21 protein-coding genes are annotated in these 18,624 nt (G+C 73.5%); 13 read left to right on the forward strand and 8 right to left on the reverse strand.

Annotation, left to right across the window (positions count from 1 at the left end; translation table 11 throughout):
• The first annotated feature begins 16 nt into the window (after positions 1-16).
• Complete coding sequence (locus EKG83_RS49100; RefSeq protein WP_153278331.1) at positions 17-1,069, forward strand: pentapeptide repeat-containing protein; 1,053 nt, start codon at positions 17-19, stop codon at positions 1,067-1,069.
• A 4-nt stretch (positions 1,070-1,073) separates the two neighbouring features.
• Here the strand turns inward: EKG83_RS49100 and EKG83_RS23945 are convergent, their stop codons facing one another.
• Positions 1,074-1,592, reverse strand: coding sequence for a CGNR zinc finger domain-containing protein (locus EKG83_RS23945; protein WP_033431145.1), 519 nt, complete (start codon positions 1,590-1,592; stop codon positions 1,074-1,076).
• Between the two features lie 315 nt (positions 1,593-1,907).
• Here EKG83_RS23945 and EKG83_RS23950 point away from each other — a divergent pair, with 315 nt between their 5' ends.
• Positions 1,908-2,609 carry a TetR/AcrR family transcriptional regulator gene (locus EKG83_RS23950; protein ID WP_228122177.1) on the forward strand — a complete coding sequence of 234 codons (702 nt, stop codon included), beginning with the start codon at positions 1,908-1,910 and terminating at the stop codon, positions 2,607-2,609.
• On the opposite strand, the gene EKG83_RS23955 is transcribed toward EKG83_RS23950, so the two are convergent.
• Entirely contained in the window at positions 2,517-3,416 is a 900-nt protein-coding gene (locus tag EKG83_RS23955) for a sucrase ferredoxin (RefSeq protein ID WP_033431197.1), read from the reverse strand. The two genes, EKG83_RS23950 and EKG83_RS23955, sit on opposite strands and share 93 nt — an antisense overlap.
• A gap of 148 nt (positions 3,417-3,564) precedes the next feature.
• Between EKG83_RS23955 and EKG83_RS23960 the strand changes: the two genes are divergently transcribed.
• Both EKG83_RS23960 and EKG83_RS23965 read left to right on the forward strand, forming a co-directional pair.
• A complete protein-coding gene (locus EKG83_RS23960) occupies positions 3,565-4,278 on the forward strand; it encodes an SDR family oxidoreductase (RefSeq protein WP_033431146.1) in 714 nt (237 codons plus the stop codon).
• A gap of 1 nt (position 4,279) precedes the next feature.
• Positions 4,280-4,918, forward strand: a complete 639-nt coding sequence (locus EKG83_RS23965; protein WP_033431147.1) for a class I SAM-dependent methyltransferase — start codon at positions 4,280-4,282, stop codon at positions 4,916-4,918.
• Here EKG83_RS23965 and pip read toward each other — a convergent pair.
• Positions 4,915-5,862: a prolyl aminopeptidase gene (gene pip / locus EKG83_RS23970; protein WP_033431198.1), complete on the reverse strand. Its 948-nt coding sequence runs from the start codon at positions 5,860-5,862 to the stop codon at positions 4,915-4,917. The genes EKG83_RS23965 and pip overlap by 4 nt on opposite strands.
• A gap of 45 nt (positions 5,863-5,907) precedes the next feature.
• On the opposite strand from pip, the gene EKG83_RS23975 reads away from it, so the two are divergent.
• The 4 genes from EKG83_RS23975 to EKG83_RS23990 all read left to right on the forward strand — a co-directional run bounded on the left by EKG83_RS23975 (position 5,908) and on the right by EKG83_RS23990 (position 9,272).
• Positions 5,908-6,426 carry a MarR family winged helix-turn-helix transcriptional regulator gene (locus tag EKG83_RS23975; protein ID WP_084716394.1) on the forward strand — a complete coding sequence of 173 codons (519 nt, stop codon included), beginning with the start codon at positions 5,908-5,910 and terminating at the stop codon, positions 6,424-6,426.
• An 808-nt stretch (positions 6,427-7,234) separates the two neighbouring features.
• Positions 7,235-8,212, forward strand: a complete 978-nt coding sequence (locus tag EKG83_RS23980) for a tyrosine-type recombinase/integrase (protein ID WP_033431148.1) — start codon at positions 7,235-7,237, stop codon at positions 8,210-8,212.
• Between the two features lie 40 nt (positions 8,213-8,252).
• Entirely contained in the window at positions 8,253-8,735 is a 483-nt protein-coding gene (locus tag EKG83_RS23985; RefSeq protein ID WP_170191834.1) for a GrpB family protein, read from the forward strand.
• A gap of 78 nt (positions 8,736-8,813) precedes the next feature.
• Positions 8,814-9,272, forward strand: a complete 459-nt coding sequence (locus EKG83_RS23990; RefSeq protein ID WP_033431150.1) for a PPOX class F420-dependent oxidoreductase — start codon at positions 8,814-8,816, stop codon at positions 9,270-9,272.
• A gap of 187 nt (positions 9,273-9,459) precedes the next feature.
• Here EKG83_RS23990 and EKG83_RS23995 read toward each other — a convergent pair whose 3' ends face one another.
• From EKG83_RS23995 to EKG83_RS24005, 3 genes are all read right to left on the reverse strand, one after another.
• The gene (locus EKG83_RS23995; RefSeq protein ID WP_051765786.1) at positions 9,460-10,110 is read right to left on the reverse strand and encodes a VOC family protein; all 651 of its coding nucleotides are present in this window, start codon (positions 10,108-10,110) and stop codon (positions 9,460-9,462) included.
• A gap of 50 nt (positions 10,111-10,160) precedes the next feature.
• Complete coding sequence (locus EKG83_RS24000) at positions 10,161-12,203, reverse strand: putative bifunctional diguanylate cyclase/phosphodiesterase (RefSeq protein ID WP_228122178.1); 2,043 nt, start codon at positions 12,201-12,203, stop codon at positions 10,161-10,163.
• Positions 12,204-12,395: 192 nt separating this feature from the next.
• The gene (locus tag EKG83_RS24005) at positions 12,396-12,752 is read right to left on the reverse strand and encodes a hypothetical protein (RefSeq protein WP_033431151.1); all 357 of its coding nucleotides are present in this window, start codon (positions 12,750-12,752) and stop codon (positions 12,396-12,398) included.
• Positions 12,753-12,821: 69 nt separating this feature from the next.
• On the opposite strand from EKG83_RS24005, the gene EKG83_RS24010 reads away from it, so the two are divergent.
• Together EKG83_RS24010 and EKG83_RS24015 are read left to right on the forward strand one after the other, a co-directional pair.
• A complete protein-coding gene (locus tag EKG83_RS24010; protein WP_033431152.1) occupies positions 12,822-13,595 on the forward strand; it encodes a glycerophosphodiester phosphodiesterase in 774 nt (257 codons plus the stop codon).
• A gap of 111 nt (positions 13,596-13,706) precedes the next feature.
• The gene (locus EKG83_RS24015; protein ID WP_033431153.1) at positions 13,707-15,104 is read left to right on the forward strand and encodes an MFS transporter; all 1,398 of its coding nucleotides are present in this window, start codon (positions 13,707-13,709) and stop codon (positions 15,102-15,104) included.
• A 6-nt stretch (positions 15,105-15,110) separates the two neighbouring features.
• On the opposite strand, the gene EKG83_RS24020 is transcribed toward EKG83_RS24015, so the two are convergent.
• Both EKG83_RS24020 and EKG83_RS24025 read right to left on the reverse strand, forming a co-directional pair.
• On the reverse strand, positions 15,111-15,881 hold the full coding sequence (locus EKG83_RS24020; RefSeq protein ID WP_033431154.1) for a hypothetical protein: 771 nt from the start codon (positions 15,879-15,881) through the stop codon (positions 15,111-15,113).
• Positions 15,878-16,192: a PadR family transcriptional regulator gene (locus EKG83_RS24025; RefSeq protein ID WP_033431202.1), complete on the reverse strand. Its 315-nt coding sequence runs from the start codon at positions 16,190-16,192 to the stop codon at positions 15,878-15,880. The genes EKG83_RS24020 and EKG83_RS24025 overlap by 4 nt, the downstream gene beginning before the upstream one ends.
• Positions 16,193-16,432: 240 nt before the next feature.
• On the opposite strand from EKG83_RS24025, the gene EKG83_RS24030 reads away from it, so the two are divergent.
• From EKG83_RS24030 to EKG83_RS24040, 3 genes are read left to right on the forward strand one after another with little or no spacing between them, the layout of a single operon-like run.
• Positions 16,433-17,149, forward strand: a complete 717-nt coding sequence (locus tag EKG83_RS24030; RefSeq protein WP_033431155.1) for a thymidine kinase — start codon at positions 16,433-16,435, stop codon at positions 17,147-17,149.
• A gap of 26 nt (positions 17,150-17,175) precedes the next feature.
• Positions 17,176-17,736 carry a helix-turn-helix domain-containing protein gene (locus EKG83_RS24035; protein WP_194282929.1) on the forward strand — a complete coding sequence of 187 codons (561 nt, stop codon included), beginning with the start codon at positions 17,176-17,178 and terminating at the stop codon, positions 17,734-17,736.
• Between the two features lie 26 nt (positions 17,737-17,762).
• On the forward strand, positions 17,763-18,239 hold the full coding sequence (locus EKG83_RS24040; RefSeq protein WP_033431156.1) for an NUDIX domain-containing protein: 477 nt from the start codon (positions 17,763-17,765) through the stop codon (positions 18,237-18,239).
• Positions 18,240-18,624: the final 385 nt, after the last annotated feature.

Consider the following 18,624-nt stretch of genomic DNA (forward strand, 5'->3'; position numbering starts at 1 on the left):
GCGGCGGGGGTGCGGGGTGCCGTCGCGGCGCGGGGACGTCCCCGGGTTGCCGGGCCGGTCGCGGGGCGTCGAGGCGGTGGCGGTGTCGCCCGGCGGTGTCGCGGTCGTGCCCGATGTGGTGGCGGGTGTGGGCGGTGGGGGCATGATCGGGGGTATGTCCTCGTGGCTGGTGCCGCTGGCGGTGGCGGTGGGCGTGGTGGTGTGGGCCGGGGTGCGTCAGGTGCGGGCGGCGCGGTCGGACGCGTTGTTGGACCTGCACGCGCGGCGGCGGGTGGGTGGGCGTCCGCCGGTGCCGTCGCCGGTGTCGGTGTGGCGGGAGGCCAACCGGTTGTTCCGGTCGGGCGACCGGGAGGGGTTGCTGCTGCTGGCCGAGATCGGCCGGCGGGTGCCGCGGCGGCGGCAGGCGGTGGTGGACACGTGGCTGGCGGCGTTGCGGGGCGGGGTGGCCCTGGGGCTGGACGTGCCGTGGCGCACGGCGGTGCAGCGGGAGCTGGTGTCGCACCTGCGGCCGGGGCCGGATTTCTGGCCGGGGGTGGACGTGGTGGCGCCGGGGGCGATCCTGGTGGACTTCGACCTGTCGGGGTGCCGGGTGGGTCGGGTGGACCTGGCGGGCGCGGTGTTCGTGGGCGACGCGCGGTTCGGGGCGGCGACGGTGACCGGGGACGCGGACCTGTCGGGTGCGCGGTTCCTGCGGCACGCGGTGTTCACGGAGGTGCTGTTCGCCCGGTCGGCGTCGCTGGCGGGTGCGGTGTTCACCGGCAACGTGTCGCTGCGCTCGGCGCAGGTGGCCGGGGACCTGGTGGTGGCGGGGGCGAAGGTGTCGGGTCGGGCGGACCTGCGCGGTGCGGAGGTGCACGGGTCGGCGCGGTTCGACGGTGCCCGGTTCGGGGGGCGGGCGTTGTTCGGCGGGGCGGTGCTGCACCGGGACGCCTCGTTCGGGCGGGTGTGGTTCCGGGGGCGCACGGACGTGGGGTCGGCGTTGATCGGGGAGTCGGCGGACTTCGACCGGACCCGGTTCGGGCGGCGGGTGCTCAGCCGGGAGCGGGACGGGCGGCGGCGCGACCGGTGACCGGTCAGCCGCGGGTGCCGCGGCGGCGGTGGTCGGCGACGTGCACGCGGTTGGCGCAGCGGGTGGTGCAGTAGCGGCGGCGGCCGTTGCGGGAGGTGTCGACGTAGACGGTGCGGCAGCCGGGTCGGGCGCAGCGGCCCAGGCGGGTGGGGTCCTCGCAGACGGCGTGGGCGAGGCCGGCGGCGGTGAAGGCGCGCACGCGGTGGGGCGCGGGGGCGTCCTCGGGGGCGAAGTGCAGGTGGGGTGCCCGCCCGTCGTGGGTGGAGACGTAGGGCTTGGTGGCGGTCTCGGCGAGCAGGGCGTTGAGCAGGTCGACCCGGTCGGGGCGGTGGTCGAACACGGGGGACAGGCGGGCGGCCCAGTCGGTGAGCTCGCGGGCCTGGGCGGCGTCGAGGCCGGTGAGGGGTTTGTAGTCGTGCTCGCGCAGCAGGCGGGTCAGGTCCTCGGGGGTGGCGCGGGGGTCGGCGTTGACCAGGGCGGCGGCCAGCGCGGCCGCGGCACCGCCGTAAGGGTTGAAATGCACTGAACCATGACATCACGCTGGGGGCGTGACTTCCAGCCGTTCGAGTGATCCCGTCGACCCCGGCCGCGGTGGGGCCGGTCCCGCGTGCCCGGTGTGCGCGTGGCCGGTGGCCGAGCCCGCCTACCCGGTCTCGTCGCACCCGGTGTCGTCCTACCCGGCGTCGTCCCGTTCGGTGGTGGACTACGTGCGCTGCGTGTGCGGGGTGTGGCTGGTGGTGGAGGCGGGACGGGTGGTGGCCGCGGCCGGCGGACCAAGATCGGCTAGTGTCCCCTGCTCGTGAGTGGCCGTCGGGTGTCCAGCCGCCGTCGTGAGCTGTTGAGCGACTGCGCGATCTCGGTGCTGGCCACGGAGGGCGGCCGGGGGCTGACCCACCGGGCGGTGGACCGGGCGGCCGGGGTGCCCGAGGGGACCGCGAAGAACTACTTCCCCACGCGCGAGGCGCTGCTGGAGGCCGCGGCGGAGCGGATGACCCTGCTGCACGCCGAGGCGGTGGGGCGGCTGCGGGCGACCACGCCGCGCGGGGTGACCCCGGCGCAGGTGGCGGGCCTGTACCCGGCGCTGCTGCGGCGCGCGGTGGACGGGGACCCCACGCAGCTGCTGGCGATGGCGGAGCTGTACCTGGAGGCGGTGCGCAGGCCGGGGGTGCGGGCGGCGCTCGGGCGGATGGCGGTGTCCAACGCGCGGGCCTCGGCGGCGCTGCACGGCGCGGCCGGGCTGGCCGGGTCGCCGCGCGAGGCCGGGGTGCTCGACGCCTACTTCCTGGGGATCGCGCTGTCGCTGCTGGCGCTGCCGGGCGAGGCGTTGCGGGCGGTGGGGCTCGACGACGCGCAGGCGCTGGGGCTGGACCTGTTCCACGCCGCCGTGTCGGGTGCCGCCGTGTCGGGTGCCGCCGTGCCGGGTGCCGCGGTATCGGGTACGGCGGTGTCAGCCGGCGACGGCGGCGCGCAGGTCGGTGACGACGGTGGCGGTGGCGGGACCGGGGACCGCGCCGCAACTGGCGGGACGCCGGTGGGGTAGCTCGCGCACCGCGGTGGTGACCCGCCAGGCGCGGCCGTCGGCGTGCCGCACGGTGCACCGGTCGGGCCCGTCGGGGTCCGCGGCGACGGCGAGGGTGTCGCGGTCCTCCCCGGTGGCGCGCCGCACGGCCAGCTCGGCGACCTGGCCCGCCGGGTCGTGGGCGGAGCGGCCGCGGCACCGCTCGGCGACCACGCGGCCGGCGGCGGCCCGGTCGAGCAGCAGGCGGCCCAGGTCCGCGTCGAGGCGGCCGTAGGTGTAGCCGGTGGGCAGCAGCACCCCGGTGGGCGCGAAGCGGTGGCCGCCGGTGTGGCTGCACTCCCACACCTGCCCGGGCCGTTCCGCCGCCAGCGCGGCGGCCAGCGGCCGGCCGAGCAGGGCGCAGCAGGCGTCGCGGCGGCTGTTGGCGCACACCAGCAGCACCGGCGCGGTGGTGACCCGGCCCAGACCGGTCGGGCGGCCCGCGGCCAGCGCGGCGAGGTCCAGGTCGAGCAGCTGCTCCGGTGCGGCCAGGTCCACCCGTTCGAGCCGGGTGCGGCCGGGCGCGGTGGCGGCGAGGTAGGCGCGCCGGGGACCGGGGACGTCGGCGTGGCGGCCGGGGCGGCGGATGAGCAGCACGCGGGCGTGCGCGGCGGCGGCGCGCCGGGCCAGCTCCGCGCCCAGGGCCGGGTCCAGGCGGCTGTCGACGAGCGCGTCGCGCCCCCACGGGCCGGGCTGCTCCAGGCAGATCCAGGCGCGCGCGGTGGCGGCGGTGCCCTCCTGGGGTTCGTCCAGGGCCGCCGACAGCACGGCACAACGCGACTCGATCACGCACACAGGGTGCCCTCGCCCCGCCTTTCGAGTGACACCGGGGTCGAAGTTGCCCCCATCGGGCGAGGGGATGTGCGCGGAGAGTGGCGTGGGTAGGTTTCGGTTCCTACCGGGCCACGCAGCCCGACACCCAGGGGGAGGAGACGACATGCCCGGACTCATCGTGGTCACCGGCGGCAGCCGCGGCATCGGCGCCGCCGTGGTCCGACGGGTCGCCCGCGACGGACACCGCGTCGTCATCGGCTACCGCACCGCCCACCACGAGGCCCACACCCTCGCACGCGAGGTCGACGGCACCGCCGTCCAGGTCGAGGTCTCCGACGAAACCCAGGTCGAAGCCCTCTTCGACACCGCCGCCGAACTCGGCCAGATCACCGGCGTCGTGATCAACGCCGGCATCACCAGCCCCGCGGGCCCCCTCACCGACCTGCGCACCGAAGACCTCCGCCGCGTCCTGGAGGTCAACGTCGTCGGAGCACTGCTGTGCGCCCGACGCGCCGCACGACAACTCGTCACCGGAGGCGCCATCGTCTCCCTGTCCTCCGCCGCCGCCACCCTCGGCTCACCGGGGGAGTACGTGCACTACGCCGCCAGCAAGGCCGCCGTCGACGCCATGACCATCGGCCTGGCCAAGGAACTCGGACCACGCGGCATCCGGGTCAACGCCGTCGCCGCCGGCACCGTGCGCACCGACATCCACCACCTCACCGGCATCCCCGACCGACCCGACCGCGTCGCACCTTCGATCCCGCTGCGCCGCCCCGGCGAACCCGAGGAGATCGCCGAAGCCGTCGCCTGGCTGCTCGGCGACGGCGCCTCCTTCACCACCGGAGCCGTCCTCCGCGTCGCCGGAGGACTGTGACATGCCCACCCACCACGACCTCGTCCGCGCCACCACCACCCTGCGCCCCGTACCCCTGACCCCCGAACTGCTCGTCCACACCGCCGACGACGTCACCGCCCTCTGGGAACGCACCGGCACCCCCGAACCACCCTTCTGGGCCTTCCCCTGGGCCGGCGGCCAGGCCCTCGCCCGCCACCTCCTCGACCACCCCCACCTCGTCGCCGGCCGCCGCGTCCTCGACCTCGCCTGCGGCTCCGGCCTCGTCGCCCTCGCCGCCGCCCGCGCCGGCGCCCACGTCACCGCCAACGACATCGACCCCCTCGCCACCACCGCCACCGCCCTCAACGCCGCCGCCAACCACCTCACCGTCCACACCACCACCGGCGACCTGCTCGACACCACACCCGACACCGACGTCCTGCTCGCCGGCGACGTCTTCTACGACCGCGACATGGCCACCCGCTTCACCACCTTCCTGCTCCACGCCCACCACCGCGGCACCCTCGTCCTCGTCGGCGACCCCCAACGCTCCTTCGCACCCCGCGACTGGACCCGCCTGGCCACCCACCCCGTCCCCGTGCCCCACGACCTCGAAGGCGTCACCACCAAGAACACCACCGTCTGGACCCCACCGGCCCGAACCCCACCGGCGACCTAGGAACGCGACGCGAACCGCCCCGTCGCCGCCACCACCGCCTCCGCCATCCCCGGATCCGACGCCGCGTGCGACGCCCCCGGCACCACCACCAACTCCGCACCCGGCCACGCCCGCGCCAACTCCCACGCCGTACCCACCGGCCCCTGCAAGTCCCACCGCCCGTGCACCAACACCGCCGGAATCCCGCGCAACCGCCCCACATCGGCCAGCACCCGCCCGTCGGGCAACCACACCCGGTGCGCGAAGAAGTGCGCCGCCAACCGCGCGAACCCCATCCGCCACACCGGATCAGCCCACCGCGCACCCCGCCGGTGCCCCGGCCGCAACGACACGATCGACGCCTCCCACTCCGTCCAGTCCGTCGCCGCCCGCTCCCGCACCACCGGATCCGGATCGTTGAGCAACCCGTCGTAAGCCGCCACCAGGTCCACCGCACCCCCGCCGGCACCCGCCCGGAACCGCGCGTGCTCCTCCGGGAAGAACACCCCCAACCCGTGGTACAGCCACGACAACTCCGCCCACCGCCCCGTCGTCACCGCCACCAGCACCACCTCGCTCACCCGGTGCGGGAACAACTGCGCGTACCGCAACCCCAACGTCGACCCCCACGACGCCCCGAACACCATCCACCGCTCCACACCCCGCGCCACCCGCAACCGCTCCACATCGGCCACCAGGTGCGCCGTCGTGTTCACCGACAGATCCGTCGACCACTCCGCCGCGTGCGGCACACTGCGCCCACAACCACGCTGGTCGAACAGGATCACCCGGTACACCCGCGGGTCGAACCGCCGACGCATCGCGGGGGAGCAGCCCGTACCCGGACCACCGTGCAACCCCACCACCGGCTTGCCCCCCGGGTTGCCCGACTCCTCCCAGTACACGAGGTTGCCGTCACCCACGTCCAACATCCCGCACTCGTACGGCTCGATCTCCGGGAACACACCACACCCCCCACACCGAAACAACAGCACTGTTACATTAGGGGAGTGGACCACCGATTTTTCCTCGGCACCCGCCTGCGCCACCTGCTCGACCAACTCGACACCGGCATCGCCCACGTCTACACCGACCTCGGCCTACCGGACTTCCGCCCCCGCTACACCCCGATCATCCAACTCGTCCACACCCACGGACCCCAGTCCATCCGCCAACTGGCCGACACCATCGGCATCACCCACTCCGCCGTCAGCCAAACCGTCAACCAGATGCGCCGCGACGGCCTCGTCGACCTCGTGCCGGGGGAGGACGCCCGCCAACGCCTCGTCCACCTCACCGACCACGCCCGCGCCCTCAAACCCACCCTCGACGCCGAGTGGCACGCCACCAACGCCGCCGCCCTCCGGTTCGACGCCGAACTCCCGCACTCCCTGTCCGACGCCGTCGACGCCGCACTGCGCGCACTGACCGAGAAACCCATGCGCGACCGCATCCGCGAACACCTGCGGACCGGGCAACGCGCGGCGGCCGAGGAGGAGGTCGGGGAGGACCCCGAATCTCTTACTTAACATAATGTAGATTATCGGCTTTATGGCACAGGCCGCCCACCAGGCCATACGAGGCGAGGACCGTCCACACAGGCCCGAACGCACACCACACGCGTCACGACCGCACGAACACCGCGCACGCCCGTCCGCTCGTCGAGTCGCACGGGTTCCGCCAGCGCCCGTCCGCCGGGACGACGGGCGGGCGGGCGCCACGCCGCCGGGCGGGACGAAGAGCCGTGGAGGGCCGCGAGTCCCCGGAGCGGGACCATCCGGTCACACCACCGCAAAACGTCACAGTGACGGATCACCGGTGGTGTGAGGAGACGTCCGACGGTCACACGCGACGCCACCGAAGCGATGATCAAGTACCTCGGGCCCTTCCCGGGCCACGCCCCGACCTCTGGACCCGACGGACGAACCGGCGTGACGGCGAGCGCACGACAACGCGCACACGTCGGAACAGCGCACCGCGGGAGCCGGGTTCCGGTCGATCGAGGGCGTCCGGGAGTGGCATCCCCCGGTCGGGGCCCCACCCCCTCTCGGACCGTTATTTGATGGATAATCGGCATTATCCATGAGTTGATCATGGTTATGGGGGATCCGCGCGGGTCGCACGACGGTTCGTGACGGCCGTGCGGTTCGGTGTGGCCGTCCTCGGGGTGTCCGGGCGCTGTGTTGGTTCGGTGCCGGTGGTGTTCGGTGGCGCTCTCGGTGTGTCGGTGGGGTGCGCCGTGATCGGCTCCTGCCCTGTCCCCTGGTCGTGTCCCGCTCCCCTGCCGGGCTGCCGTGGGTCGCGGGTTTGTCGGTGGGGTGCGGTAGGAAGATCGTTATGCGAGTTGTTGCCGCTCAGGAGGCGTTCTTCCTTGCTCGTCGTCCGCGCAAGGACTCCCCTCACACGACTGCCGCGTATCGGCGTGATCTGGCGGGGATCACGGTGTTGTTGGCGGAGGCGGTGTCGACGTCGGTGGAGGGGTTGGTGGTGGAGGACCTGACGGCGGGGAACCTGCGGGCGGCGTTCGGGGTGTTCGCGGATTCGCATGCGAAGTCGTCGGTGTTGCGGGCGTGGTCTACGTGGAACCAGTTCTTGACGTTCTGCGTGGCGGAGGAGTTGGTGGCGGGGAATCCGATGGGTGCGGTGGCGCGGCCGAAGACGCCGCCGTTGGTGCCGAAGCCGTTGCGGGGTGAGGACACGCCGGAGCGGTTGTTGGCGGCGGCGGCGGAGGGGGTGCGGAAGGCGCGTGATCCGTGGCCGGAGCGGGATGTGCTGGTGTTGGCGTTGGGGTTGGTGGCGGGGTTGCGGTCGGCGGAGATGCGGATGTTGACGTTGGGGTCGGTGGTGGGACGGCCTGGTGAGCGTCGGTTGCACGTGGCGGGTAAGGGGGGTCGGGATCGTTCGGTGCCGATCGAGCCGGCGATGGATCGGGTGATCGAGGAGTACCTGGTGTCGTGTCGGGGGCGTTTTCCGCGGGCGCGGTTCGATCGGGGGTCGGCGTTGTTGCGGGATCGGCACGGGGAGCCGATCGGGCGGGGTGGGTTGGAGTATTTGGTGCGGTCGTGCTTCCGGTGGGCGGGGTTGCACGACCGGGTGCCGTCGGGGGCGAGTTTGCACGCGTTGCGGCACACGTTCGCGACGCGGTTGGCGGAGGACGGGGCGTCGGCGTCGGAGATCATGGCGTTGTTGGGGCATGCGTCGTTGGCGACGTCGCAGAACTACATCGAGGCGACGGCGCGTGAGCGGCGGGCCGCGGTGGCGGGGAATCGGACGTACGTGTCGTTGGGGCGGTTGCCGGGGCGTGGGGTGGAGTAGGTCGTCAGGGGTGGTTGTGGTGGGTGGTCGGGTGCGGTTGGTGGAGTACGACCCGGGGTGGCCGGGGGTGTTCGAGCGGGAGGCGGTGCGGGTTCGGGGGGTGTTGGGGTCGGCGGTGCTGGGGTTGTGGCACGTGGGGTCGACGGCGGTGCCGGGGTTGGCGGCGAAGCCGGTGGTGGATGTGGTGTTGGTGGTGGCGGATTCGGCTGATGAGGCGTCGTACGTGCCTGCGTTGGAGGGGGCTGGGTACGTGTTGCGGCTTCGGGAGCCGGGGTGGCGTGAGCACCGGATGTTCAGGGGTCCGGGTGCCGAGGTGAACCTGCACGTGTTCACGGTGGGTGACGTGGAGGTGGCGCGGATGGTGGCGTTTCGTGATCGGTTGCGGGTCAGTGTTGAGGATCGGGTGTTGTACGAGGGGGTGAAGCGGGAGTTGGCGGGGCGGGAGTGGGAGGTGTTGGAGGGGTATGCGGAGGCTAAGGCGGGGGTGGTGGCGGACATCCTGTCCCGGGCTCGGCCGGTGTAGGTGGTTCTCCCCCCGGGTGGTTCTTCCCCTTGGCCGCCTCTCCCCTGGTTGTCCTCGCTCGGTGGCTAGGGTTGGGGCATGCCGAAGATCGCGACTGCGGAGAGCGTGTCCCGTGAGCAGCTGCTGGAGTTCGTGCGGCCTCGTCACCGGGCGTTGTTGATCACTCGTCGGGGTGATGGCGGGGTGCAGGTGTCCCCGGTGACGTGCGGGGTGGACGGGGAGGGTCGGGTGGTGGTGTCGACCTATCCGCAGCGGGCGAAGTCGCGTAACGCGCGTCGGGACGGGCGGGTGTCGTTGTGCGTGTTGTCCGACGAGTGGGATGGGCCGTGGGTGCAGGTGGACGGTCGGGCGGAGGTGTTGGAGCTGCCGGAGGCGTTGGAGCCGTTGGTGGAGTACTTCCGGTGCATCGCGGGTGAGCACCCGGATTGGGACGATTACCGGCGGGCGATGCAGCGGCAGGGGAAGGCGTTGATCCGGGTGACGGTGGAGCGGTGGGGTCCGGTGGCGACGGGTGGTTTCCCGCCGGGTGTGGTCTGATCCGCTCCCCTGTTGTTCCCGCGCCCCGGGTGGACTGCCCGGGGCGTTGGTGTGGGTGGCCTCTTTCGGCTTGGTGCCGTGTGACGGGTCTGCGGTGTCCGCGGCGCCTTCGGGCGGGTTCGGTGGACGCCGCCACTCCCCCGGGCCGTGCCCGTGTCTTCGCCCGCGGGGCCTGTCCCGGTGACTTTCAGTGGTCTTCGGCCCAGGTGCCGCCCCAGCCCGGGGGGTTCTCCAGGACGGCGAAGGTGTTCCCGGCGGGGTCGGCGAGGGCGGCGACGGTGCCGGTGGGGACTTGGAGGGGGCCGGCGAGGATGGTGCCGCCGAGTTGTTCGGCGTCGTGGGTGGCGCGGGTGGTGTCGGGGACGGCGTAGTAGCAGGTCCAGCCGCCTTGGGCGGTGGTCAGGCGGCCGGCCACGGGGCGGGGGTCGTGGTCGTCGGTGTCGTAGAGGGTGAAGTCGGCGTGGGGGTCGCGGACGCGCCAGCCGAGTTGGTCGGCCCAGTAGTCGTCGGTGGTGGTGCCGAGGTGTTCGACCCAGCAGGGTTCGCCGGGGCGGGGTGTGGGTGCCCAGGGGCCGTGCAGGACGCGGCCGGTGTCGACGGCGGCGCGGGGGTCGAGGTCGCGGGGGTGGGTGCCGGCGAAGACGAGGCGGGGGCCGGTGTCGCCGGGGTGGACGCGCAGGGCGAGGCGGTCGCCGACCCAGCCGGTGAAGGCGCCGTCGGGTTCGGGGATGAGGACCCAGCCGAGGAGGGTGGCGTAGAACTCGGCGACGGGTTCGGGGGTGGGGGTGGCGAGTTCGGCGCGGCGCAGGCCGCGCGCGGGGGTGTGGGTTCCGGGCACGGCGGGTGTCCCCTCGGGCGGCGGCGTGGTGGTGGGGCCTGATCGGGTGATCAGGATCGGGCCCCATCCTCCGCACCGGCGAGGTGGGACGACAATGCTCCGTCCGGGGTCTTCGGTTGCTCCGAGAGGACGCGGGTGAGGGGGACGGGGCGGCCGAGGTGGAATCCCTGGCCGACGCGGACGCCGAGTCGGGTGAGGACGTCGACCTGGGCGGGGCGTTCGACCCATTCGGCGACGGCGGAGAGGTTGAGGCCGCGGGCGATTTCGATGATGCCGGAGACGAGGACGGCGTCGACGGAGCGTTCGTCGATGCCGCGCACGAACTCGCCGTCGATCTTGATGCCGGTGATGGGCAGGTGTTTGAGGTGGACGAACGAGCCGAAGCCGGAGCCGAAGTCGTCGAGGGTGATGCGGCAGCCGAAGGCGCGCAGTTGCACGGAGAGGGCGCGGGCGGCGTCGAGGTTGGTCACGGCGGCGGTTTCGGTGATCTCCAGGCCGAGTCTGCCGGGGGCGACGCCGGCGCCGGCGAGGCGGTCGAGGACGAATCCGGCGAAGTCCTCGTCTTCCAGGGTGCGGCCGGAGACGTTGACGTTGAACCTCAGTTCGGGGTCGGGGTGGGCGATCAGGGCGTCGATGGCGGTGGCCATGACCCAGCGGTCGATGTCGAGGATGAGGCCGGAGCGCTCGGCCTCGGGCAGGAACTCGGCGGGGCCGAGCGGGGGTTCGCGGCCGTCGTCGAGGCGCAGGAGCAGTTCGTGGCCGAGGGTGCGGCCGGTGGCCAGTTGCACCATGGGCATGGCGTGCAGTTCGAGGCCGCCGCGGCCGGAGGAGGCGCGGTCGAGGGCGCTGCGCAGCCGGTCCATCACGGAGACGCGTTTGGCGGTGTCGGCGTAGTGGCCGAGTTCGTAGACGGTGACGCGGTTGCGGCCGGCGGCCTTGGAGGCGTAGAGGGCGAGGTCGGCGTTGGCGAGCACGAGTTCCCAGCTGTCGCCGGCGCTGTACTCGGCGACGCCGGTGGACACGGTGATGCGGGAAGCCGCACCGACCAGGGGCAGGGAGGCGACGGCTTCGCGGAGTTCGTCGGCGACGCGGGCGGCGGTGGTGCGGTCGCAGTCGGGCAGGACGACGGCGAACTCGTCGCCGCCGAGGCGGCCGATGAGCTGGCCGGGTTGCAGGCGGGAGCGCAGCGCGGAGGCCAGGGCCCGCATGAGCCGGTCGCCGACGGCGTGGCCGCGCAGGTCGTTGACGTCCTTGAAGTTGTCCAGGTCGAGCAGCAGCATCGCGCCGGAGCCGCCGGTGGCCAGTTGGCGTTCGAGTTCGCGGGTGACGGCGCGTCGGTTGGCCAGGCCGGTGAGGGGGTCCTGTTCGGCCAGGGCGAGCAGTTCGTCGTGGACGCGGCGGGCCTTGGTGATGTCGTGGGCGGTGCCGAGGACGCGCAGGGGGGATCCGTCGGCGTCGAACTCGACCTCGCCGAAGCACTCGAACCAGCGTTCGGTGCTGCGGTCGGCGAGCACCATGCGGTGGGTGTAGGTGAACCCGGCGCCGGAGCGCATCGCCTCCTGGAGGGTGGCCTGGATCATCGGCAGGTCCTGGGGGTGGACCAGTTCGGCGTAGGTGTCGAAGTCCAGTTCGGTGCCGGGTGGGAACCCGAACAGGCCCAGCAGGGTGTCCGACCACACCACGCGGTCCTCGGCGACCAGCCATTCCCAGGTGCCCATGCGGCCCAGGACCTGGGCGCGGCGCAGCGCGTCGGCCTCGTGGGTGGCCTCCATCTCGCGGTCGCGCCAGGCGGTGACGTCGACCACGCGGTAGAGCAGGCGTCCGTCGTCGAGGGGCCGGCAGGTGACCTCCAGCCAGCGGTGTCCGCGTCGGGACGCGCCCGCGGTGAGCAGCGCCAGCCCGGAGCGGGGGCTCTCGGGGGCGCCGGGCAGCAGTGCGGGCAGCGACCGGCCGACCGCCTGTTCCGCGGGTACGCCCAGCACTTCGGCCAGCGCGGGGTTGACCCAGGCCAGCACCCCGCCGGGCCCGGTCACGCCGAACCCCACGTCGGCCCGGTCGAGCACCTCGCGGTGCAGCGTCCCGTCGCCGTTCACGTGCTCCTCCTCGCCGCCCCGGGCGCCATGATGGTGGAGATCACGCGGCGCGGGCAAGCCGGTGGGCGCCGGCGGGTCGTGACCGCGTGGTCCGGACAACTTCCCGGGCGGTCCCGGCGCCACCCCCGCCGTCCCGGTGGTACCTCCCCGCCGGGGGCCCGGCGGGGGTGTGCGCGCGGTGCGGCCGGCGGTTCAGCGCAGCCGCTCCAGCCCGCGCGCGGTGTCGACCAGTTCGTCGGCCAGCCGTCGCAGCTCCGCCCGGGCCGCGCCGTCGGCCGCGGCGGTGGCCACGTCCTCGGCGGCGCAGCGCAGTTGGAACAGCCGGTCCTGCAGGTCGGCCAGCTCCCCCGCCGACAGCACCACCGCGTCCTCGGGCAGTCCCCCGCGCTGCACCGCCGCCCGCCGCTCGTAGGCGCGCTGCCGGCAGGGTTGGGCGCAGTAGCGGCGCGGCCGGCCGATCCGGCCGCCGTCGGGCAGCCGCCGTCCGCACCAGGCGCAGTGCCTGGCCTCGTCCCGGCGGCCCGCGACGGCCTCGGTCACCAGCTCCATGGCGCGCGACGGTATCCCGCTACCCGCCGGTCACCGCAACGCCACGCCGCCAGGGCAGACTCTGCCGCTGTGACGTCGACCCACCCCTACCTGACCGGACCGCGTCCCCGTGCCTACGCCCACCGCGGCTGGCACCTCGACGAGCTGGCCGGCATGGAGAACTCGCTGTCCGCGTTCGCCAGGGCCGCCCGGGAGGGCTACCGCTACCTGGAGACCGACGTCCACGCCACCGCCGACGGCGTCGTGGTGGTCCACCACGACGCGGTGCTCGACCGCACCACCGACGGCACCGGCCCGGTCGCCGCCCAGCCCTGGTCGGCGGTGCGCCGCGCCCGCGTCGGCGGCCGCGAGCCCGTCGCCCGCCTGGAGGACCTGCTCGAGGAGCTGCCCGACGCGCTGCTCAACGTCGACGTCAAGGCCGACGCCGCGGTGGAGCCGGTGCTGGGGGTGCTGCGCCGCGCCGGCGCCCTGCACCGGGTGTGCCTGGCGTCGTTCTCCGACCGGCGCCTGGCCCGCCTGCGCCGCCTGGGCGGGCCGGGCCTGCTCACCTCCATGGGCCCGCGCAACGCCGCGGCGCTGTGGGCGGCCGGGCGCGTGCCCGTCGCGCGCCTGCCGGTGCGCGGCGCCGTCGCCCAGGTCCCGGTGACCCAGGGGCGGCTGCGGGTGGTCGACGGGCGGTTCGTGCGGGCCGCCCACCGGCGCGGCCTGGAGGTCCACGTGTGGACCGTCGACGACCCGGCCGCCATGCGCGCCCTGCTCGACCTCGGTGTGGACGGGCTGGTCACCGACCGCCCCGACCTGCTGCGCGACGTGCTCACCGCCCGCGACGCCTGGACCACCTGACACCGACCCCCCGGCGCCGGCGCCGGCGAAGACCACGCCCGCGGGAACGGAACACAACAGGTTGGTGGTGATCACCACCAACGGGGGAACCACCGGCTACAGTCCGCCCCCATGAGCGTGGCCGACAGCACCACCCGCACCGCCGAGCGCAAGCGCGAACAACGCGGCTGGACCTGGTACGACTGGGCGAACTCGGTGTTCCCCACCTCGGTGGCCCTGGTGTTCCTCTCCGGCTACCTCACCGCCGTGGCCAAGCAGGCCGCCATCGCCGACACCGCCCGCAACGGCACCGCCGCCTGCGCGGAGTCGGCGCTGCGCGACTGCGACATCAGCCTGTTCGGCCTCTACTTCCCCGCCGGGTCCCTGTGGGGCTACCTGCTGTCGGTGGCCACCGTCGTGCAGGTCGTCGTGCTGCCCGTCATGGGCGCGATCGCCGACCGCACCCAGAACAAGCGCCGCATGCTCGCCGTGCTCGCCTTCTCCGGCTCCGTGGCCACGATCGCCCTGGCCCTGGTCTCCGGCGACGACTGGCACCTGGGCGTCGCCCTGTTCATCCTCGGCAACATCTGCTACGGCGCCAGCGTCGTGGTCTACTACGCCTTCCTCCCCGAGATCGCCGACCCCGACGAGCGCGACGCCGTCTCCGCCCGCGGCTGGGCCTTCGGCTACCTCGGCGGCGGCCTCGCCCTGGGCATCCACCTCGCCCTGTTCGTCGGCCACGACGCCCTGGGCCTGTCCGAGTCCGCCGCCGTGCGCATCGCCTTCGTCCTGTCCGGCCTGTGGTGGGCCGGGTTCACCCTCATCCCCCTGGCCCGCCTCAAGCGCCACCAGGCCCCCCACGGCACCGAGACCGGCGCCTCCGTCATCACCGCCGGGTTCGCCGAACTGCGCCAGACCGCCCGCCAGGCCCGCCTGTTCCCCCTCACCCTGGCCTTCCTGGGCACCTACCTCGTCTACACCGACGGCATCGCCACCGTCGCCAACGTCTCCGCCCAGTACGGCCGCGACGAGCTGCGCCTCGACGAGACGGTGCTGATCACCACCATCCTCATCGTCCAGTTCGTCGCCTTCCTCGGCGGCATGCTGCACGGCCGCGTCGCCCGCTCCTGGGGCGCCAAGCGCACCATCATGGCCAGCCTGTGCGTCTGGATCGTCGTCGTCGGCGCCGCGTTCTTCGTCGAGGCCGGCCGGCAGTTCCAGTTCTACGCCCTGGCCGCCGGCATCGGCCTGGTCCTCGGCGGCACCAACGCCCTGTCCCGCTCCCTGTTCAGCCAGATGATCCCGCCCGGCCGCGAAGCCCAGTACTTCTCCCTCTACGAGGTCGGCGAACGCTCCACCTCGTGGCTGGGCCCCCTCGTCTTCGCCGGCGTCGGCCAGGCCACCGGCTCCTTCCGGCTGGCCATCATCAGCCTGGTCGCGTTCTTCGCCATCGGCTTCGTCCTGCTGATCTTCGTGCCCGTCCGCAAGGCCATCACCGCCTCCGGCAACCCCGTCCCCGCCAAGGTCTGACCCCCGTCACCGGTCGCGCGCCGGGACCTCCCGCCGCGCGACCGACCACGGCCGCACCACCACCGCCACCAGCAGCGCGACCACCACCCACGCCCACGCCACCGACACCGCCGACAACCGCCCCGTCACCGCCGACGCCGCGGCCACCGGCACCCCCACCGCCGCCGCCACCCACCACCGCCGCGACGGCACCGGCGCCTCCCCGTGGAACCCCGCCGCCACCGCGGCCGCCGACACCCACACCGGCACCGCGAACACCGCCGGCCACCCCCACGGCTCACCCCGCCACAGCGCCGCCAGCAGCGGCACCGACACCACCGCGGCCGCCACCACCGCCACCGCCCGGCCCACCGCGAAACGCCCGCCCACCACGCACGCGAACGCCGCCACCCACAGCGGGTCCACCCACCACGCCGGCGCCGGCCACCCCCACCACGCCGCCGTCACCCACGACTGGGCCGCCAACACCACCTGCGCCAACAACCCCGCCAACCCCGCCAGCCGCACCCACTCCCCCGCGGGCGTGCGCGCACCCAGCCGCACCCGCACCGCCAGTCCCGCCGTGGCCCACGCCTCGCCCCACCCCGGCCAGCCGTGCTCCAGGTCCAGCCCGTCCACCCGGTCGGCCAGGAACAGCCCGACCATCTCCTCCTCGCGCCCCGCCCGGTACCGGGCGGGCAACAACACCCGCAGCAACGCCCGGTACCGGCGCTCCAACCGCGACCCGCCCCCGCCGCCCGCCACCGCGTCGCCCGCCACCGCGTCGTCCCCGCTCACAGCGCACCCCTCTCCCGCAGCACCGCCGAGGCCGCCCGCACGTTCGCCGACAGCCGCGCCACCTCCGCCGACAACCCCCGCACCCCGGCGTCGGTCAACCGGTAGTACCGGCGCAACCGCCCCTGGTGCACCTCCTCCCGCTCCCGCTCGGCCAGCCCGTCGGCCACCAACCGGTCCAGCACCCCGTACAGGGTCCCCACCCGCAGCCGCACCCGGCCCTCCGACAACCCCTCCACCGCCCGCACGATCGCGTACCCGTGCAGCGGCTGCTCCGCCAACGCGGTCAGCACCAGGAACGCCTGCTCAGACATGCCCTTCACAACGCAGTTATATCGCGTCGCGGTATATATCGTCCAGGGTGGACGTACGGCGTTGCCCCCGCGCATCCGGGTGGGTTCCCGTCTTTCCTCGTCCGGTCCGGGGCGACCCACGCGAAGCGTTGCCTTTGGGCAACACTGAAGCGACAGTGAACACACGACCGCCACCACCGACCGCGACCACCACCGCCCGCACTCCACCACCCCCGAACGGGCGCACTAGGGTGGCCCGCCGTGGAACCCACCAACCCTGCCCAGGACCCCACCGACGCGCTGTCCCCCGTACCCGCCACGGGCACCGGCCGCGCCCCCACCCCCACCGGCAGGCTGCGGTTCTTCTTCGGCCCCATGGACTGCGGCAAGTCCACCCTCGCCCTGCAGATCGACCACAACCAGGCCCGCCAGGGCCGCAACGGCCTGCTCCTGGTCCGCCACGACCGCTCCGGCACCCCCACCATCTCCAGCCGCATGGGCCTGGCCCGCAAGGCCCTGGAGGTCCACGAGGACATGGACCTGTGCCGCGTCGTGCGCGACCACTGGGCCCGCGGCACCCGCGTGGACTACCTCATCGTCGACGAGGCCCAGTTCCTCTCCCCCGACCAGGTCGACCAGCTCGCCGAACTCGCCGACGACGCCCGCCTCGACGTCTACTGCTTCGGCCTGGCCACCGACTTCCGCAGCACCCTGTTCCCCGGCTCCCGCCGCCTGTTCGAACTCGCCGACGAGCTCAACGCCATCCAGGTCGAGGTCCTGTGCTGGTGCGGCCGCCCCGGCCGCTTCAACGCCCGCGTCCACGACGGCGACGTCCTGCGCGCCGGCGACACCGTCCTGGTCGCCGACACCGCGATCGCCGCCGACGAGGTCCGCTACCAGGTCCTGTGCCGCACCCACTACCGTACCGGCGACCTCGGCCCCACCGCCGTCGACGGCCGCCAGCTCAGCCTCACCTGACCCCGCACCGGAGACCGGACACCACCGTGGACGACGTGCTCGACAAGGTCGGCGAACGACTCCGCCACATCCGCACCAGCCGCGGCGCCACCCTCGCCGACCTCGCCGCCGCCACCGGCATCTCCAAGTCCACCCTCTCCCGCCTGGAGTCCGGCCACCGCAAACCCACCCTCGAACTACTGCTGCCCATCGCCCGCGCCCACCGCGTCCCCCTCGACGAACTCGTCGGCGCCCCACCCGTCGGCGACCCCCGCATCCGCCCCGTCCCCGTCCGCCGCAACGGCATGACCATCCTGCCGCTCACCCAGCAACCCGGCGGCCTCCAGGCGTACAAGATGATCATCCCGCCCCGCGGCGAACCCGACCCCCGCACCCACACCGGCTACGAGTGGCTCTACGTCCTGTCCGGCCGCCTGCGCCTGGTCCTGGCCGACCACGACGTCGTCCTCAACCCCGGCGAGGCCGCCGAGTTCGACACCCGCCTGCCCCACTGGTTCGGCCCCGCCGACGACGAACCCGTCGAGATCCTCAGCCTGTTCGGCAAGCAGGGCGAGAAGATCCACATGCGCACCCGCCGCAAGACCTGACCCGCGGGCACCGCCACACTGTGCCCATGACGGGCAAGCGCAGCGCGGGCATCGTGCTCCACCGCCGGGTCGACGGCGAACTCCAGGTCCTGCTCGGCCACATGGGCGGCCCCTACTGGGCCGGACGCGACGCCGGCGCCTGGTCCATCCCCAAGGGCATGCCCGAGGACGGCGAGGAGCCCCTGGACACCGCGCGGCGCGAGTTCACCGAGGAACTCGGCCTGCCCGTCCCCGACGGCGAACCCCGCCCCCTGGGCGAGGTCCGCCAGGCCGGCGGCAAGCTCGTCCAGGCGTGGGCCCTGGCCGGCGACCTCGATCCCGATCAGGTGGTTCCCGGCACCTACACCGTCGAGTGGCCCCGCGGCTCCGGGCGGTACCGGCGCTTCCCCGAGCTCGACCGCGTCGCCTGGTTTCCCCTGGTCGAGGCCCGTACCAAGATCGTCAAGGCCCAGGCCGAGCTGCTGGACCGACTCGAAGCCGATGTTGCGTTCGGGCAACACTGAAGTCATCGTGGGCGAAAAGGTCGCGGAGCAACGTTTGAGTGCGGGCCGGACGGGTGATACATGCTCGTGTCCACCACCCACCGGTTCCGAGTAGTCACCCTGGGGTACGGCAACGCCGAAGCCTTACCGAACTAACGTTGCGTGACCGCAAACATGACGGGCATCACTACTCGTCGGTTAAACCCGCCGTAACGTCGCCCTGCGTGTTCGGTCTAAGCTGTCGCAGCCGCACGACCTCTGCCAGTGTTGCTCCATCCGTGTGATGAAGCAGCCCGGTAGCTGGCTAACGCGTCACGATCCGCCCGCGATTGCCTCCCTTGGAAGGAAGCCTTCGTTGACGGGTGAAAGACGTCACTGTGGGCGACGACGACCGGAAAACCGGGAA

Origin of the sequence: Saccharothrix syringae (assembly GCF_009498035.1) — a bacterium.
Lineage (GTDB): Bacteria > Actinomycetota > Actinomycetes > Mycobacteriales > Pseudonocardiaceae > Actinosynnema > Actinosynnema syringae.

Coding starts and splice junctions, on each gene's coding strand:
- EKG83_RS24005 (WP_033431151.1), bottom strand. CDS start 12,752: ATGGAGCTGGTGACCGAGGCCGTCGCGGGCCGCCGGGACGAGGCCAGG.
- EKG83_RS23960 (WP_033431146.1), top strand. CDS start 3,565: ATGCCCGGACTCATCGTGGTCACCGGCGGCAGCCGCGGCATCGGCGCC.
- EKG83_RS24015 (WP_033431153.1), top strand. CDS start 13,707: ATGAGCGTGGCCGACAGCACCACCCGCACCGCCGAGCGCAAGCGCGAA.
- EKG83_RS23980 (WP_033431148.1), top strand. CDS start 7,235: ATGCGAGTTGTTGCCGCTCAGGAGGCGTTCTTCCTTGCTCGTCGTCCG.
- EKG83_RS24025 (WP_033431202.1), bottom strand. CDS start 16,192: ATGTCTGAGCAGGCGTTCCTGGTGCTGACCGCGTTGGCGGAGCAGCCG.
- EKG83_RS23990 (WP_033431150.1), top strand. CDS start 8,814: ATGCCGAAGATCGCGACTGCGGAGAGCGTGTCCCGTGAGCAGCTGCTG.
- EKG83_RS23965 (WP_033431147.1), top strand. CDS start 4,280: ATGCCCACCCACCACGACCTCGTCCGCGCCACCACCACCCTGCGCCCC.
- EKG83_RS24040 (WP_033431156.1), top strand. CDS start 17,763: ATGACGGGCAAGCGCAGCGCGGGCATCGTGCTCCACCGCCGGGTCGAC.